This is a genomic window from Aeromicrobium sp. (assembly GCF_037719875.1).
In the GTDB taxonomy this organism is placed as follows: domain Bacteria; phylum Actinomycetota; class Actinomycetes; order Propionibacteriales; family Nocardioidaceae; genus Aeromicrobium.
In genome coordinates, this window is record NZ_JBBJMJ010000002.1 from 124,872 (window position 1) to 141,810 (window position 16,939).

At 66.8% G+C, this 16,939-nt stretch carries 18 protein-coding genes; 15 read left to right on the forward strand and 3 right to left on the reverse strand.

Translation table 11 applies throughout. The features are described from left to right. The first annotated feature begins 15 nt into the window (after positions 1–15). The 4 genes from WKF39_RS03285 (at position 16) to WKF39_RS03300 (ending at position 3,497) form a co-directional block, all read left to right on the forward strand. Positions 16–660, forward strand: coding sequence for a hypothetical protein (locus tag WKF39_RS03285; protein WP_340385798.1), 645 nt, complete (start codon positions 16–18; stop codon positions 658–660). Beyond that, positions 660–1,559, forward strand: coding sequence for a MazG family protein (locus WKF39_RS03290; RefSeq protein ID WP_340385799.1), 900 nt, complete (start codon positions 660–662; stop codon positions 1,557–1,559). The genes WKF39_RS03285 and WKF39_RS03290 overlap by 1 nt, the downstream gene beginning before the upstream one ends. Positions 1,560–1,645: 86 nt before the next feature. Then, positions 1,646–2,269 carry a TetR/AcrR family transcriptional regulator gene (locus WKF39_RS03295; RefSeq protein ID WP_340385800.1) on the forward strand — a complete coding sequence of 208 codons (624 nt, stop codon included), beginning with the start codon at positions 1,646–1,648 and terminating at the stop codon, positions 2,267–2,269. A gap of 82 nt (positions 2,270–2,351) precedes the next feature. Then, positions 2,352–3,497, forward strand: coding sequence for a VCBS repeat-containing protein (locus WKF39_RS03300; protein WP_340385801.1), 1,146 nt, complete (start codon positions 2,352–2,354; stop codon positions 3,495–3,497). Here WKF39_RS03300 and WKF39_RS03305 read toward each other — a convergent pair. Beyond that, the gene (locus tag WKF39_RS03305) at positions 3,487–3,756 is read right to left on the reverse strand and encodes a hypothetical protein (protein WP_340385802.1); all 270 of its coding nucleotides are present in this window, start codon (positions 3,754–3,756) and stop codon (positions 3,487–3,489) included. The two genes, WKF39_RS03300 and WKF39_RS03305, sit on opposite strands and share 11 nt — an antisense overlap. A 197-nt stretch (positions 3,757–3,953) precedes the next feature. Here WKF39_RS03305 and WKF39_RS03310 point away from each other — a divergent pair, with 197 nt between their 5' ends. Continuing rightward, positions 3,954–4,754 carry a lipase family protein gene (locus WKF39_RS03310; protein WP_340385803.1) on the forward strand — a complete coding sequence of 267 codons (801 nt, stop codon included), beginning with the start codon at positions 3,954–3,956 and terminating at the stop codon, positions 4,752–4,754. Positions 4,755–4,772: 18 nt separating this feature from the next. Next, a complete protein-coding gene (locus tag WKF39_RS03315; protein WP_340385804.1) occupies positions 4,773–6,479 on the forward strand; it encodes a hypothetical protein in 1,707 nt (568 codons plus the stop codon). A gap of 55 nt (positions 6,480–6,534) precedes the next feature. Here the strand turns inward: WKF39_RS03315 and WKF39_RS03320 are convergent, their stop codons facing one another. Then, entirely contained in the window at positions 6,535–7,308 is a 774-nt protein-coding gene (locus WKF39_RS03320) for a hypothetical protein (protein ID WP_340385805.1), read from the reverse strand. A 159-nt stretch (positions 7,309–7,467) separates the two neighbouring features. Between WKF39_RS03320 and WKF39_RS03325 the strand changes: the two genes are divergently transcribed. From WKF39_RS03325 to WKF39_RS03365, 9 genes are read left to right on the forward strand one after another with little or no spacing between them, the layout of a single operon-like run. After that, complete coding sequence (locus tag WKF39_RS03325; RefSeq protein WP_340385806.1) at positions 7,468–8,334, forward strand: ABC transporter permease; 867 nt, start codon at positions 7,468–7,470, stop codon at positions 8,332–8,334. Continuing rightward, entirely contained in the window at positions 8,334–9,155 is an 822-nt protein-coding gene (locus WKF39_RS03330) for an ABC transporter permease (protein WP_340385807.1), read from the forward strand. Before WKF39_RS03325 ends, WKF39_RS03330 begins: the two co-directional genes overlap by 1 nt. A gap of 4 nt (positions 9,156–9,159) precedes the next feature. Continuing rightward, positions 9,160–10,362, forward strand: a complete 1,203-nt coding sequence (locus WKF39_RS03335) for an MCE family protein (protein WP_340385808.1) — start codon at positions 9,160–9,162, stop codon at positions 10,360–10,362. Then, a complete protein-coding gene (locus WKF39_RS03340; RefSeq protein WP_340385809.1) occupies positions 10,359–11,363 on the forward strand; it encodes an MlaD family protein in 1,005 nt (334 codons plus the stop codon). The genes WKF39_RS03335 and WKF39_RS03340 overlap by 4 nt, the downstream gene beginning before the upstream one ends. After that, entirely contained in the window at positions 11,360–12,346 is a 987-nt protein-coding gene (locus WKF39_RS03345) for an MCE family protein (RefSeq protein ID WP_340385810.1), read from the forward strand. Before WKF39_RS03340 ends, WKF39_RS03345 begins: the two co-directional genes overlap by 4 nt. After that, positions 12,343–13,395 carry an MCE family protein gene (locus WKF39_RS03350; RefSeq protein ID WP_340385811.1) on the forward strand — a complete coding sequence of 351 codons (1,053 nt, stop codon included), beginning with the start codon at positions 12,343–12,345 and terminating at the stop codon, positions 13,393–13,395. The genes WKF39_RS03345 and WKF39_RS03350 overlap by 4 nt, the downstream gene beginning before the upstream one ends. Continuing rightward, entirely contained in the window at positions 13,392–14,519 is a 1,128-nt protein-coding gene (locus WKF39_RS03355) for an MCE family protein (RefSeq protein ID WP_340385812.1), read from the forward strand. The genes WKF39_RS03350 and WKF39_RS03355 overlap by 4 nt, the downstream gene beginning before the upstream one ends. Next, on the forward strand, positions 14,516–15,601 hold the full coding sequence (locus WKF39_RS03360; RefSeq protein WP_340385813.1) for an MlaD family protein: 1,086 nt from the start codon (positions 14,516–14,518) through the stop codon (positions 15,599–15,601). Before WKF39_RS03355 ends, WKF39_RS03360 begins: the two co-directional genes overlap by 4 nt. Positions 15,602–15,628: 27 nt before the next feature. Continuing rightward, entirely contained in the window at positions 15,629–16,147 is a 519-nt protein-coding gene (locus WKF39_RS03365) for a hypothetical protein (RefSeq protein WP_340385814.1), read from the forward strand. Here WKF39_RS03365 and WKF39_RS03370 read toward each other — a convergent pair. Beyond that, complete coding sequence (locus WKF39_RS03370) at positions 16,144–16,887, reverse strand: MerR family transcriptional regulator (protein ID WP_340385815.1); 744 nt, start codon at positions 16,885–16,887, stop codon at positions 16,144–16,146. The two genes, WKF39_RS03365 and WKF39_RS03370, sit on opposite strands and share 4 nt — an antisense overlap. Between the last annotated feature and the right edge of the window lie 52 nt (positions 16,888–16,939).

Here is a 16,939-nt window from a genome sequence, read left to right on the forward strand (position 1 = left end):
GAGTAATCTGTCAGCATGCTCAACCGCGCGCGCACCGCAGCTCTCACCCTGGCCGCCCTGACGCTGGCCGGTTGCACCAACATCCACCCCGGTGATGCGGCAGTGGTCGATGGTCAGTCGATCTCGATGAAGACCCTCAACGAGACCGCTGAGGTCTATTGCGCGCTCACGCTGAGCACCGCGCAGGAACAGGGCGCGACCGTTCCCGGGAACGCCGATATCCGACGCCAGGCGGTGACGTCGCTGGTGTCGCTGATCGTGGCCCGCAAGCTTGCCGGGGAGGAGGGCATCGCGATCAAGCCGTCGACCTACGAGGTCACGACGGCGCAGGAGCAGCAGATCGCCGACGCGTTCCCCGATGAGGACACCGACCAGATCGTGCAGGCGATCGAGGACAACCAAGAGGTCTCGACCATCGCGATCGCCCTCGGTGAGCAGGCTGTCGGTCAGCCGCGTACACAGGAGAACGAGGCCCAGCTCGCCGAGGCGGGCCAGGCCGAGATCACCAAGGCCTTCGCGACCAACGACGTCGAGTTCGCGCCGCGGTTCGGGCTCGACGGCAGCACCAAGCAGGTCGCCGAATCAGGGTCACTCTCGGTCTCGCCCGCAGACCCCGAGGCAAACCCGGATCAGCTCCCCGCAGCCCAACGCTGCTCCTGATGCGGATCGTCGTCCTCAGCCCTCGCGTGGCGCCGGGGATCTTGTCGCTCCCCGCGTGGGACGCCCTGCGGGAGGCCTCACACGTGCGCGCACCGGCCGACGATCCCCACGTCCGGGCCATCGTGGCCTCGGGGATCGCGGTTGAGATCTCACCGATCACCCCGGCGTACGCACGCGATGTCACCTGGATCGCGCCAACAGGTGATGCTGCCTGGGCGCACTCGATTGCCGGCGATCTCATGGCCGGTGACGGCGAAGAGGCCGAGATCGAGGTCGTCTTCGGCTCGTACGACCTGCCGGGCTCCGCACTGCTCGACGTCGTGGAGGTCATGGACCGGCTTCGACGCGAGTGTCCCTGGACCGCTCAGCAGTCGCACGAGACGCTCAGCCACTACTTGCTGGAGGAGGCCCACGAGACCCTCGAGGCCCTCGACAGCGGAGACGGCGACCACCTGCGTGAAGAGCTCGGTGACCTGCTGATGCAGATCGTGTTCCACGCCCGCATCGCCGCCGAGGCCAAGCAGGACGGGAGTGGCGGCTGGGACATCGATGACGTTGCGGCGGGCCTCGCCGACAAGTTGATCTATCGCAACCCGCATGTGTTCGGCGACGCCACCGTCATGAGCGCCCAGGAGGTCGATGCCAACTGGCAGCGCCTCAAGGCCACCGAGAAGAAGCGCACGTCGGCGCTCGAGGGCATACCGGTGACGCTGCCTGCGCTGGCTTATGCCGACAAGGTCATCGGCCGGCTCGGTGTGGTGGACATCGGTGGGGACGACCTGGGCTCACGGTTGCTGGCGCTGGTCGCCGAGGCGCGCGCGCAGGGGCAGGACGCCGAAGAGGTGCTCCGCCGGAGCGTGCGGCTGCTGGTCGAGGCGCAACATCGTTCGCCGGGATGAGCTGAAAGCCCGAAGTTTCGCTCACTGCATGACGCCTCGTGACGGTCACCTAACATGGCAGCACCCGACCCGAAGGACTCGCTGACGTGAGCACATCGACCCGCCGATATGGCGGCCTGACCCCCGATGAGCGCGATGCGGGGAGGCGCCAGCGCGTGCTGGACGCCTGCCGGGAGCTCATTGGTGAGCACGGCTATGCCGCGACGACCGTCGAGCGGATCTGCTCGACCGCCAGCGTGTCGACTCGGCACTTCTACCAGCACTACGACAACAAGGAAGCCGCCTTCATCGAGCTCTATGAGACCATCACCTCGGCCTCGTACGCAGCCGCAGCGGAGCAGCTCGCCGTGACCGAGGGGCGGCCGTTCCTCGATCGGATCCCGCCGACCTTCCTCGCCTACCTGAGCCCGATGGTGCACGACGTACGCACTGCGCGCATCGCATTCGTCGAGATCATGGGGGTCAGCGCGCGGCTCGAGGCCCGACGCCTGGAGTTCCGTGAGTCGCTCGTGGCGCTGATCGAGCGGGAGGGATCCGAGGCGGTGGCGCGCGGCGAGATCACCGACCGCGACTTCCGGTTCGCGGCCCTAGCGCTCGCGGGCGCTGCGACGGCTGTCGTCTACGACTGGACGATCCGAGATGACCGCCCGAGTGTCGCCGCGATCGAAGGTGCCCTCACCGACCTTGCGGTGACATTGATCGCGGGATAGGTCCAGTGGGCCAGTGTCGCCGATCCGACATAATGCGAAACGAAGTATTGTCACTTTGCGTTCTGCGGGGTAGCGTCTCGCCATGCGAACATTCAGATTTTCACTTCTTGTAGCGGTGCCCGCGACGATCGCCTTGGCGATCTCCCCGGCAACGGCGGCTGGGACCTGGTTCTCCGCCGCAGTCGAGTCGAGCATCAACAACGGCGCGGGCCCCGGCCCGGCGCCCCGGGGGACGGCGACTGCCGACTTCAATTCGGACGGGCGGCCTGACCTGGCGTCAGTTGGTGACTTCGCGCAGGGCGACGTCATCGTCACGTTCAACCGGGGCTCCAACACCTTCGGGGGAGAGGTGCGGGTCTCAGGCACCACCAACACCCAAGGCCTCGATGCCGGTGACCTCAACGGTGACGGCAACGCCGACATCGTCGCGGCATCCACCAGTGACGCAAAGATCCGGTTCGGCAACGGCGCCGGTGGTTTCAGCGACGGCGGGTCCTATCCGCTGACCCTCGGCGGACAGGTGGAGCCCCTCATCGTCGACGTGAACGGTGACGGCGAGAAGGACATCCTGGCACCCACCTTCACGGCTGTGCAGACACTCATCAACAACGGAAACGGCACCTTCAAGGTCGGCCCGCGATCGGAGGTTGCGGGCGCCGGGGCGATTGCGGCGGCCTCGATCGCCAAGCTCAACTCCGACACCGCCACCGACCTGTTCGTGACGGACGGGGCCAGCGGCACGACCTTCGCCTTGCGCGGCACCGGAGACGGGCGCTTCACGGTTTCGGGTCAGCTGTATGCCGCCGGGTTCGTCCCGGAGGATGTCACTGCGATCGATCTGGACGGCGACGGTTTCGACGACGCAGCGACCGTCGGCTCGTTCAGCTTCTCCGTCGCGACGGGGCTCACCAACGGCAGCGGAGCCTTCCGCTCGACGATCCCTGCATCGGTGACCTATGGCGGACCAGGCCCGACGAGCGCCTCGGCGGCGGACTTCGACGGCGATGGCCGTCAAGACCTTGTCGTGTCGTCGCTCGCCAATCCGACGCAGGGCACGATGACCGTCCTGCAGGGCAACGGGACCGCAAAGCTGACTGAGAACGGCACGTACGCGACGGCTGCGTTCCCGCAGAACCCGGTCCTGGCCGACTACGACGGCGACGGTGACGTCGACATCGCGGCGGTCAGTGGCGGCACCGTGTCGGTTCTTCCGAACATCACTCCGTGATGTCGCGGCCGGCGCCGGTGTGGCGTGTCAGGGCATGTGCCGCGAGCCTTCTCGTGGCAACGGTCGCGATGGCGACCGTGGCCCTGCCGTCCCCGGCGTCGGCCGCGCCACCACCCATCCCCGAGAACGATCCCTTCTTTGCCATCCCCGCTGACATCGCCACATCGGCCCCCGGCGACGTGCTGGGCAGCCGGGTCGTGACGGGCAAGGTCCTCGACCTCCCCGTCCCGGCCAAGACCTGGCAGGTGAAGTACCGCACGGAGGACTCCAAGGGTGTTCCGACGGCCACCGTCACTACTGTCCTTGTTCCGACAGCGCCGTGGCTGGGCAAGGGCTCCCGTCCGGTCGTCTCCTACCAGACCGCTGAGGACGGCGTGTCCACACGATGCGCCCCGTCCTACGGCCCTGACCGCTGGCCTGCAAGGCGGCTTCACCGGGTCCTACAGCGAGACCCCGATGATCGGCTCGCTCCTGCTCAAGGGTTGGGCGGTGTCGGTGCCCGACTACGAAGGCATCCGCTCGGAGTTCCTTGTCGCTGGCACGGAGGGCAAGGCCGTGCTGGACGGCATACGTGCGCTGGACGGGTTCGCTCCCGCCGGTCTGCAGAAATCGCCGAAAGCCCTGTGGGGCTACTCCGGCGGCAGCCTGGCGAGTGCCGCCGCAGCTCAGCTGCAACCTTCGTATGCCCCGGAGGTCAAGCTCGCAGGCGTCGCTCTCGGCGGACTGCTGGGCGACGTGCGCGAGGTCATCGATGCCTTCAGTGGCAGCTTCGCCGGCGGTGGGATCCCGATGGGCATCAATGGATTCCTGCGGGCCTATCCCGAGCTTGACCTGTTGCAATACATCAACGAGTCGGGACGGCAGAAGGTCAAGGCCACCGAGGCGGATTGCCTGTTTGAGTCCGTCCCCCGCTATCCGTTCCTGACCCTCGGGCAGATCGAGGCGACGCCCGACGCTCTGAGCACGCCTGCGGTGGCCCAGATGCTGGCCGAGAACAGCCCACGGTCGATGCCGGGTGCCCCCTCCGCGCCGGTCTATCACTATCACGCCAAGCTCGATGAGTTCGCTCCCATCGGACCGGCCCGCGACACGATCGCCAACTACTGCCGCGCCGGGACGATCGTGGAGAGCAGGGAGAAGATCCTTGGGGAGCACCTGACCGAGCTCGCGCTCGGCGCGCCGGGAGCCGTTGGCTTCCTGGATCGGCGCTTCGCTGGCAAGACGCCGATCAACACCTGCCGCACCGTCGTTCGCTGAACCATCGAGAGGCTTCACATGTCCGGATCTGTTGCCCGCGTCATTCTGCCCGGCCTGGTGATGGCGTCCCTGCTCGCCATACCCACCGCCGCCGTTGCCGTGCCCACCACGTGGCAGGTGCGCGCCGGCGCCCAAGGCGGCGACGGCACCGTGGCGCGCCCGTTCGGCTCGCTCGCTGAGGTGGAGCAGGCGTCCAGCCCTGGCGACCGCATCGTCGTCCAGGCCTCGACCACGCCGCTCGACGGGGGCATCGCGCTGCAACCTGGCCAGACCCTCGCCGGGGATGGCACTGCTGTGTCCGGGGACGGTGGTGCACCGACGCTGACCAACTCGACCACGCGACTGGACGGGGACGCCGTGCGGCTCGCCGACCGCACCACGGTCACGGGTCTGCGGATCGTCGATGCCCGTCGCGGAGCGGTCTACGGCGTCGACGTCTCAGGGGTCGTCGTACGGGGCAATGACGTCTCCGGGCAGAACTCGTCGTGCACGCCGGGTTTCCTCATCCCGGCGTTCAACGCACCCACCAACGTGCCCGGCGTCGGAATCCCGATCAGCGACGGCCTGCAGAACGGGTGGGCCGGCATCATGGTCGACTCCCGCTCCCGCACGGACGTGACTGCCACGATCACCGGCAACGAGGTGCACGACGCTGAGTGCGGTGACGGGATCGACGTCCGTACGTTCGGGGCCTCCCAGGCCACCGCCACCATCTCGGACAACGATGTGCATCACCTCCGTCAGGGCCCCGATTTCGAGTCGATCCTCGCGATCGGCCTGCAGACCAGCGACACCTCTCGGCTGACAGCGGTGGTCGACCGCAACACCCAGGCCGATCTCGGCAACGAGGACGACCTCAACCTCATCGTCGAGGGGGCTGACTCCGAAGGCGTATTCGTCAACGGGGTCGGGCCGTCGCGCCTGCACGCCACGATCACTCACAACACCTACACCAACGCGCGAGGGCTCGGCGGGTTCTCGGCCAACGGCCTCGAGATGGTGACGATGGGCAAGGGTTCGCACGTCACGACGATCGTCCGGGACAGCTCCTTCTCCGGCTCGCCCGGTGACGTCATCGAGGAGGGCGCGCTGGGCACCGATGCCCGGCTCAAGATGGTGCTCGAGCGCGTCACAGCCGAGCGGTCGACGGGGGTAGGCAACACCTTCGTCGTGCCGTTCAACAATGGCGACTGCCTCCTGGCCGGCAGCCTCGGCGCTCGCAACGACGTCGAGCTCACGGTGCGTGACAGCGCGCTGCGCGAGTGCTCCAACAATGGACTGTCGGTCGGCAGCAACGTGGTGAACGGCTCCGGGTCGACCAAGCGCATCGCGGTCGACGTCGACCGCGCCACGATCACCGGAAACCGCGGTGGCAATCTGGCGATCCGCAACTTCACGGGCTTGGACGAGTTGTCGGTCAAGGTGCAGCGCAGCAATCTCGCGGGCAGCTCGAGCGTGGGGTCGAGCATCGCCGACTTCGCGGCCGAGGACCTCGGTCGTACGACCTCATCGAGGCTCGACATCGGCGGTGGGTCGCTGGGCAGCGTCGGGGGCAACTGCCTGCGTGGTGGTCTGTTCGCGGCCGAGGTCACGCGCTACCGGGTCTCGGCACGCCACAACTGGTGGGGGAGGCCGGGCGGCCCCGGCCTGCTGCGAGCGATCAACCTCGGCGGCTCACTCGACACCTCGTCGCCACTGTCGTCCAGACCCGCCTACTGCGGCTGATCGACGGAGGACATCAGGCGCCGCTCATCGCCCAGCACCGCCGCCGCGACTGGGTCTAGTTCGAGTCGGCACCAACTGGCTGGGGCTCGACGTCAGTGGGCGGTGGGTCGACAACGGCCGGGATCACGGGCGGCGAGCCCCTGTTGCCACGACGGTTGCCCGGGAGCCGTCCCGCCAGGGCGCTCAGCGGCTCGACCGCGACGTTGTGTGCCATGACGGCGCCGTTGAGCTCCGGGATCGCCTGGCCGAGGATCTCGATGCGCGGGACCAGCGCGTCGAAGGTGTCGCCCAGCGCGACGAGCCGATCGACGGTCCCACCCGGCTCCAGCAGCTTTTCGAGGATCCCGTCTTCGGCGAGGAGCTGCTCGACCAGTCCGCCGGGGGCGAGGACCCGCTCGACCGCTCCCTCCTCGGCCAAGAGTCGGTCCAGGGCCCCGCCGGGCTCGAGGAACCGGTAGAGCGGACCCTCCTCGGCGAGCAGCCGATCGATCGGTCCGCCGGCCTCGAGGTAGCGGAACAGCGTCCCGTTCTCGTGGGTCAGCCGGTCCACCAGCCCGTCGCGGGCCAGGGCCTTGCCGATCGGGCGATCTTCGGAGGTGAGGTCGGCAAGGGTGTTGACGAGCGCGAGAGCGCCGCGCTCGTCGCCCAACAGCTTGCTCAGCTGATCGGCCAGGCCGCCGTCACCGAAGATCGAGGCAAATCGAGTGGCATAGCCGCCTTCGCGCAGGATCGGTCCCTTCGGCGAAGCGAGCTGACCGAGCGCGAGCGTGGCTTCGGTGGCAGCCAGGGATACGCGGACCGGCAATAGTACGAACTCTCGCAGCTTCATGATTCGGAGCGTATACTTGACATTGGCCAATGTCACGGTTTCGATGAGAGTTGTTCGCAACTGCAATCGTCGAGCCCTTGGGGCTGTTGACGCAGGCATGTTCTTCACTTACGGTTCTAGAACCTACCGTCGGGTAGGAAATGTGGAAGGGGATCTTGGGTGTCAGATCCTGCCGCCAAGACCGCTCGACCGCGGCCCGGCGCTGCCGCGGCACGACGGATACTCGGCCCGGACAGTTTTGCGCGCTCCAAGTTCGAGGAGGGCCTTCACACCTTCGGAGCGATGATCGCGCTTGGCATCGGCGCGACGCGGTTCGCGGTGGTGGACATCGTGCGCGGGCGGTTCTCCTGGGAGGAGTTCTTCCTGCAGGGGTGGTTCATGATCCGGGTGTCGCTGTTGCCGACCGTGCTCGTCGCGATCCCGTTCGGCATCATCGTGGCCGTCCAGGTGGGTGCGGTGGCCGAGCAGATCGGCGCATCGTCCTTCACCGGAGCAGTCAACGGCATCGGCGTCCTGCGCCAAGGGGCACCGCTGGTCACCTCGCTGCTCATGGCTGGTGCCGTCGGGTCCGCTCTGTGCGCCAACCTCGGCTCGCGGACCGTGCGTGAGGAGATCGACGCGATGGCCGTGATGGGCCTCAATCCGGTTCAACGCCTGGTGGCCCCCCGGGTCGTCGCTGCCGTGGCAGTCGGACTGATGCTCAACGTGGTCGTCGCAGTCACCGCCATCATGACCGGCTTCGCCCTCAACGTCGGCACCGGCGTCACGAGCTCGGGCAGCTATCTCGGATCCTTCACAGGCTTCGCCCAGATCTCCGACCTGTGGCTCGCTGAAGGCAAGGCGGCGATCTTCGGCTTTGTCGCGACGATCGTGGCCTGCCACAAGGGCTTGACCGCCTCGGGCGGAGCCAAGGGCGTGGCTGACGCCGTCAACCAGACCGTGGTGCTGGCGTTCATCATGCTCGCAGTGATCAATGTCGCGCTGACCCAGGCATACGTCTCACTGGTGCCGCAGGCGATCGCCTGATGGCGCTCGATGTGCTGGAGCGCCCGGCCGGCGCCGTCCGTACGCTCGGAGCGCAGCTGACCTTCGTGATGCGAGTTCTCGGATCCGTCCCTCGCTGCCTCGTGAAGTATCGCGGGCAGACGTTCTCGATCCTCAGTGACATCAGCTGGGGAAGTGGTGCCCTGGTGGTGGGCGGCGGCACGATCGGCGTGATGGTGCTGCTTTCCCTGTCGGCGGGCACGTCACTGGGCATCGAGGGCTTCAACGGACTCGAGCTCATCGGCTTGTCACCACTGACCGGATTCGTCTCGGCGACCGTCAACACCCGCGAGCTCGCTCCGATCATCGCCGCGCTCGCACTGGCCGCACAGGTGGGCTGCCGTTTCACCGCGCAGCTCGGCTCGATGCGCATCAGCGAAGAGATCGACGCGATGGAGGTGATGAGCATCGAGCCCATCCCCTACCTCATCACGGCTCGGGTCGTCGCCTCGATGATCGCGATCCTCCCGCTCTACCTGATCGGGCTGATCGGATCGTACTTGGCGACTCAATTTGCGGTGACCTTCGTCTTCAAGCAACCGTCCGGCACCTATCTGCACTACTTCGAGGCGTTCCTCAACCCCCGAGACATCGTGTTGTCGGTCGTCAAGATCATGGTCTTCGCGCTCATCGTGACCCTCATCCACTGCTGGTTCGGCTTCACCGCGACTGGCGGCCCTGAGGGAGTTGGCGAGGCCACCGGCCGAGCGATTCGCGCCAGCATCGTGCTGGTCATCATCCTCGACATGGTCATGACTCTGGCCTTTTGGGGCGCGGACTCCGGCGTGAGGATATCGGGGTAGTCGAATGGAAGAATTTCTCGGCCGAGACTCCGGCGGACCACGGGTCATGTTCCTGCGCGGCGGCGTCGCCGCGGTGGTCCTGGTGCTGATTGCTGCCTTCGTGACGGCGTACACCAAGGGCAACTTCAGCTCGACGGTGGAGGTCGATGCCATTGTCGACAACGCGGGCGGATCACTGACGCCAGGCGCCGACGTCAAGTCCAGCGGGGTCATCGTGGGACGCGCCACAGACCTGCGCCTGGTTGATGACGGAGTCAAGATCTCGCTCACGCTCAAAGGCCGAGCCGCCCGAGACATCCCCGGCAACGTGGTGGCGCGGGTCTTGCCTGCCACTGTGTTCGGCACCTCCTACGTCGACCTCGTCGCTCCCACCGACCGAGCAACAGACACGCTCAAGGCCGGACAGATCATCCCGCAGGATCGCCGGGTCGAGACGCTGGAGCTCCAGCAGACGCTCGACAACCTCTACCGGGTGGTCACCGCGGTGCGTCCGGCCGAGCTGTCGACGACGCTGACGGCGATCTCCACGGCGTTGGATGGTCGAGGGGACGAGATCGGGGCCACGATGGCGCGGTTGGACCGCTACCTCGGGCGCCTCGAACCGCGCCTGCCGACCCTGCAGGAGGACATTCGCCTGTTGGCCGACAACCTCGAGAATCTTGAGCGGGTCACGCCGGACCTTCTGGACGCCGTGGACGACGGCCTCGTCACCGCGCGGACCATCACGGCAAAGCGGGCCAGTCTCACCTCGCTCCTCACCGGGTCCGGGGCACTCGTCGCCAACGCCGACGACCTGCTCACTGACAATGAGGAATCACTCGTACGCACGATCCGGCAGACCGCCGTGATCACCGACGTGCTCTATGACGAGCGGGCGCAGATGGTCCCGGGTTTCCGCAGCTTCGTGGACTTCGGTCGGGGAGCCAGCGACGCCCTCTCGGATGGCCCCTTCATCCGGGTCGATGGGCGCTTCGTGGTGTCCGACGTGGCCCCCTACACGGCGGCAGACTGCCCGCGCTACGGCTCGCTCGCCGCAGACAACTGTGCAGGCGGAGGTGGAGGCTCGGGCGCCACGGCTTCCTCGGGTTCGGACGCCTCCCAGCCTGACGCCGCAGTCCTGGACTCGGTGCGGGGTCGGCTGGGCGAGCTCGAATCCGGCGGGGTCGGCGAGCTGCTGTCCCGTCCACTCATCGGGGCGACGCCATGAAGCTCACCGCGATCAAGTTCTTCGCCTTCGCCACCGTGGCGACGCTGCTCATGTTGCTGCTCTACAACACGATGTCCAACCAGCTCTCCGGAGACAGCCGAACGTACAAGGCTGAGTTCACCAGCGTCAGCGGTCTGCGCTCGGGCGACGATGTCCGCGCAGCCGGTGTCTCGGTCGGTCGCGTCCAGTCCGTCGGGGTGACCGACAAGGGAGCGGCTGAGATCGAGTTCATCCTCTCGGAGCGCCAGAAGATCTACGCCAACACCTCGATGGTGGTCCGCTACCAGAATCTCCTCGGCCAGCGATACGTCGCGCTGGTCCCTGGCAAAGAGGGCGCGCCGACGATTCCGGGCGGTACAACGATCCCCCTCTCGCGCACCAGCCCGGGTTTCGACCTCACGGCGCTGCTCAATGGCTTCGAGCCGCTGTTCGCCACGATCGACCCCAAGGAGATCAACCGTCTGGCGTCCTCGATCGTCTCGGTCCTGCAGGGCGAGGGTGGCACGATCGAGTCGCTGCTCGACCAAACGGCAACCGTCTCGTCGCGACTGGCGGACGACGACGAGGTGGTCGGTGCGGTCATTACGAACCTGACTCCCGTCCTCGAGGACCTCGCAGCGCGCGATGACGAGTTCGACGAGACGATCCTGCGGCTCCGCGAGCTGACATCGGGCCTGGCCAAGGAACGCAAGAGCATCGGCTCTGCGATCAACGGTGTCAGTGAGCTGTCCCAAGCAGCGGCAGATCTGGTGGACGCGTCTCGGCCCGACCTGGACGCCGACATCACGAGGCTCAACCAGCTCTCCAAGACGCTTGTCGCCATTCGGGGAGAGCTGGGAGACGTGCTCGACGCCCTGCCCGTGGCAACCGGGGCGTTCTCGCGCCCGCTGTCGTTCGGGTCGTGGGTCAACATCTATCTCTGCAATCTCTCGATCGGCCTCGGACCCGAGAAGATCAATCTCGGTGGAGCCAATGGCCCCTACTCCGAGGTGTGCCGATGAGTACCTTTGACGAGCGGCGCGCCCGCCGCATTCGGCGCCTGGGCCTGGGCGGCGGGGTCTTCTTGGTAGTGATGGCGTTGCTGCTGGCATACATCAGCACGACGTCGATCGGCAAGAGCAGCTATACGGCCTATCTCGAGCACACTGCTGGGCTCCGGGTCGGCGAGTCAGTGCAGGTCGCTGGCGTCGCGGTCGGCAAGGTGACCGACGTCAAGCTGCGCGGACGGCAGGTGGAGGTCGGATTCACGGTCGACAGCGACATCCGGCTTGGCAACAAGACGACCGCAGGCGTCAAGGTGCTGACGTTGCTCGGCACGCACTACCTCGGGGTGACCCCCGAGGGCGGCGGCACACTCCTTGATGACACCATCCCGCGCAGCCGCACCTCGGTGCCATACAACCTGCAAGATGTCGTCGAGGCCGCAGGGGAAACTCTCGAGGCGCTGGACAGCGAGACACTCGCGAAGTCGATGACGGTCATGGCCGACGCACTGCGCGGCACATCGGTCTCCGGCCGCCGCGCTCTGGTGGGAGTGTCCCGGTTGTCCAAGATCGCCGCCGACAGGTCCGGCGAGATGCGCGCCCTGCTCTCGAGCACCCGCACGGTCACGGGCAAACTTGCGGCCAATCGTCAGGACATCATCAAGCTCATGGAGGAGTCGAACCTGATCCTCGACGAGCTGGTGTCACGGCGGGACGCGATCCACCAGATGCTGATCGACAGCCGGCGGTTGGCCGAGGCGATCTCCGACGTGATCAGCGACAACAAGACCGAGCTGACGTCGATGATGAAGAACTTCAAGTCGACGCTTCGACTTCTCCAGGAGCACGACAAGAGTCTCACCGACTCGATCGATGGCTTGGCGACGACCTCGATCTACTTCGCCAACGCGACGGGCAATGGTCCCTGGCTCGATGTCCACGTGCCCTCGCTCATTCCGGACAGCTTCACCTGCGTGAACCCGACGGGAGGCTGCGAATGACCAGGCGCCTCGCCGCGACGATCGTCGTGGGAATGCTCGTGGGTCTCCTCTCCGCTTGCGGCGGCGGCGATGGCACGACCGTGACTGCTGAGTTCCGGGACTCTGCGGGTCTGTTCGACGGTGCTGACGTCGGGGTTCTCGGCGTACGAGTCGGCGAGGTCACCCAGATCGATCCGGTCGGGTCGAAGGTCAGGGTCACCCTGAAGATCGATCCCGGTGTCAAGGTCCCGGCCGATGCCGGCGCGGTGATCGTCTCCCGCTCGGTGGCGACCGACCGCTATGTCGAGCTCACCCCGGTCTACGAGTCCGGAGCCACGATGCGGGACGGTGCCACCATCGTGCTGGGCCAAACTCGCAATCCGGTCGAGTTCGACGAGGTGCTCGCATCGGTCGATGAGCTGGCCACGGCGGTTGCCGGCCCGGATGGCAAGTCAAATGCGCTGGGCGACATGCTCTCGGTCGGCGCGGACACCTTGGACGGCAATGGTGCTCGGATCGCGCAGACCGTGTCCGACCTCGGCAAGGCGTTGGGCGCTTTCAACGACGGCTCGGGTGATGCGATCGCGGTGCTCAACGACCTCGACGCGCTGACGTCGACTCTTGCTTCCAACGACAAGACCGTGCGGAGGTTCTCCGATCAGCTCACATCTGCGACCGACCTGTTCGACGACGAGAGCCAGGCCATGGAGGACACGATCGACGCTCTGACAGCGATGCTTCGCGAGGTCGCTGCGTTCGTCCGGGAGAACCGGTCCGAGATCGGCTCGCAGCTCGACGACATCACGACGCTCTCGCAGTCGTTGCTGGAGCACCAGGGGGAGCTCGGTGACCTGGTGGAGACCATGCCGCTGTTCATGCAGAACCTCGATCGCGCGGTGGACGGCGGCCGATTGACGATGAAGGTGCGTCCGGGCGACCTCGTGCCGGGCAAGATTGCGCTCGAGGCGCTCTGCAAGGAGCTGCCCGTGGCGGGGGACCTGTGCGCCGGGCTCGACTCGACGGCCGGCCTGCTTGATCTGCTCAAGATCTTGAGGGGGGAGGGGCAATGAGCTGGCACCGCACAACACTCGCAGCGCTCGCACTGGCACTGGTGACCTCCGGCTGCGGTGTCGGTGCCGAGGACCTGCCACTGCCCGGCACCTCCGTCGGGGGAGACACGTACCAGCTGATTGCGGAGTTCGAGGACGCGCTGAACCTGCCGATCGGTGCCCAGGTCAAGCTCAAGGGAGTGCCGATCGGCAAGGTGCGCACGGTGGAGTCTCGTGACTTCACTGCCCGGGTCGAGGTCGAGATCCGCTCCACCAGTCGCCTCCATGACGGCACGACGGCCCGGCTACGGTCGACGACACCACTCGGTGAGCTCTTCGTCGAGGTCCAGGACAACGGTGCTGGCCCGGTCCTGGACGACGGAGCCAAGCTCGGGACCGAGATGACGAGTGTGGCGCCGAGCATCGAGGACTCGATGGCCGCGACATCCATGTTGCTGACCGGCGGTAGCCTCACGCAGTTGGGGACGATCGTGGAAGAAGCCAATGCGGCACTGGATGGCCGCGCCGGAACGGCGCGCAGCGTGTTGGAGCGGCTCGACACCACGACGGCGGCATTCGCATCGAGCAGCGAGGACATCAGCCGATTGCTCCGTGCCCTGCGCGACGTGTCGGGCCAGCTGGATGAGCGGCGCAGCACGATCAACGCTGCGCTCAAGGACGTCGCGCCGGCAGCCGCTGTCCTGAGGGACAACACCGAGGAGCTGACCGAGCTGCTCGATGGGGTCACGAGCGTCAGCAAGGTGTCGCGCCGCGTCATCGACCGCACGCAGGCGGACTTCCTCCAGATCCTCGACCAGACCGGGCCCATCCTCGACAGACTCCTGTCGATCCGTGGCGAGCTCGGCCCGGGACTGAATGACCTCATCAGGTTGGCAGAGCTGCTCGACCGTGGGGTCCCGACCGACTACCTCAACACCTATCTCAACATCGAGGGCACACTGGGCCTCGAGTCGATCACCGGTCCCGCTGCGCCCGATCAGGGGCCCTCGCAGGTCGTGCCCGGCGGGCTGCTCCCGGGCCTTGATGTGCCAGAGCTCGGAGACCTGCTCGATCCAGGCGCCGGCGGCCAGCCGGACATCGGTCTGGGCGGCCTGGTCGACCAGCTGATGGGAGCAGGCCGATGAAGCGGCAGATCAGTCTCAAGAACCTGGTGTCGGCTGGGGCTCTCCTGGCGATCCTGGTGCTGGCGGTGTCCTACCTCTACGGCGGGATCCTCAACCGATCGGTCACCCGGAGCCCCGACACGTTCACGGTGTCGCTGGAGGTCACTGGTGGGCTCTTCCCGGGATCCGGAGTGACGTATCGCGGCGTGCGCGTGGGTACCGTCGACGACATCACCCTCGGCGAGAAGGGGGTGACGGTCAAGGCCCGGCTCGACACGACCCGTGACATCCCGGCGGACTCCGCCGCTGTCGTCCGCTCACTGTCACCGGCCGGTGAGCAGTTCCTTGACATCCAGCCGCGTACGGACGGACCGCCCTACCTCGTCGATGGCCACTTGTTCGGTCGCAGCGACACGGCTACACCGACGTCCGTCGCTTCGGCGATGCGCAGCATGGACGGGCTCCTCAGTCAGGTCGACGACGAAGACGTCAAGGTCGTCCTGCGCGAGATGGCGGTCGCATTCGAGGACCCTGACGACCTCAGCCGGCTGATGACCGAAGCGGAGTCCACGATCGCGATGCTGGATGAGAACTGGCCCGCGACGGAACGAGTCCTCGTCAACGGACGGACCGTCCTGCGTACGGGCGTCGACAAGGGTGATGAGTTCCGGGACTTCGCAGCATCGGCCAAGAGCGTCGCAGCGTGGCTGCGGGACTATGATCCCAAGCTCCGCTCGACCCTCGATGACAGTCCGGCCCAGATCGCGGAGGTCAACCGGCTGGTGACCGACGTGTCCAAGAAGTTCCCCGGCTTCCTCGACGGTACTGAGGGGGTCACCGCGATCGTGGCGGAACGGGAGGAGCATTTCCGTGCGCTGCTCAAGGCGTTCCCGCAGGGTTCGGGCGAGCTCGCCTCGACCCTGCAAGGCGGATCACTGCGGGTTGACCTCGTCCCCACACCGAGCATGGTGTGCGACTACGGTCGCGACCTCGACCCGCCCAAACAAGCCCAGCGCAGACCGGTCGTGACGAACTTGGGCTGCGACCCGTCGTTCGAGGCTCAGCAACGCGGCTCGGCTCACACGCCGCCGGTCCGACGATGAGAGCTCAGACGATGAGAGTGTGGTCCGATGCGTGACCTGCCGGAGCCCGTATGGACTCGCTTCGTCCGGGACCGTGCGGTGCTCTCGGTGCTCGTCGTGCTCCTGGTCGCGCTCGCCGTAATGGTTGCGCTGCTGGTCCGGGGCGGCGATGCCGCCGACTCGACCGACCAGGCTGCCGCCGAGGCTGCCGCCCTCAAGGCGGCCCGGACCTCGGCGGTCTCCATGACGTCGTACGACTATCGCCGCCTCGACACCGACTTCGCCTGGGCCGACGATGCGGCGACCGAGTCATTCGCCCGGCAGTATCGCGACGCCAACAAACCGCTTCGGGGTGTCATCACCAAGCTGAAGGCGACGGCACGGGGGTCCGTGGTCGCCTCGGCGGCGACGGCGAAGGGGCCGCGCAAGGTGCAGGTCGTGATGTTCATCGATCAGCGGGTCACGAACCGGGCAGATGGGGACAAGCGTAGTGACAAGAGCCGGGTGGTCATGTCGATGGTCGAGCGCGATGGTCGCTGGCTCGTCGACGACGTCGACCTGCGCTAGCCAGTGGGGCGGTTCTTGTCCGCGATCCGTTGCAGGTGCTCCTCGACCGCCTGCTGGGTTGCTCGCTCCATGGCCTTGGCCAGCGTCACCCGGACCGTCGACACGGTCAGCTGGCGGAGCCGCATGAGCATCGCGGCGAGCTCGGTCGACTCGCTGTCGTCGGGCATCCACGTATCGCCATGGTCGGCGAGCAGGTGCTCGACAGCGGTGCCGACGAGATGCTGCGCGACGTCGTCCATGGCCGGATCGACCGCCTCGTAGAGCTCGACGAGCGCGCGCTTGTCGAACCCCAGGCTGGCGGCTTCCTTGAACGCCTCCAGGAGCCGCGGGCTGCGTACCCGGCTGATGTCGTCAGCCGGCTCGACCCACCCCATCTCGACGAATCGGTCGAAGAAGTCCTCAGTGTCTGAGGCGAGCACCTCACGCAGCTCGCTGGTCGGCATCTCAACGGGCCGCTCGTCGCTCCACGGGTCCGTGACTGCACCCTCGAGATCGATGATGGCGCCGACGTCCTTGCCCTGCTCCCAGGCCCGCAGCAGCTCGTGGATCTGAGCGGATGCGTAGCCCCGCTGGAGCAGCGAGGTGATGGCCCGCAGGCGCGCGACGTGGGCCTCGGAGTACAGGCCGACCCGGCCCAGGAGACGGGGCGGGGCGAGCAGTCCTCGGTCCTGGTAGGCGCGGATGTTGCGAACCGTCGTGCCGACGAGCCGGGCCAAGTCGTCGATGCGATATTCGGTCACGGCCTGCCTCCTTCGTACGACCGGGTATGGGACATCATCCAATGATGCATCT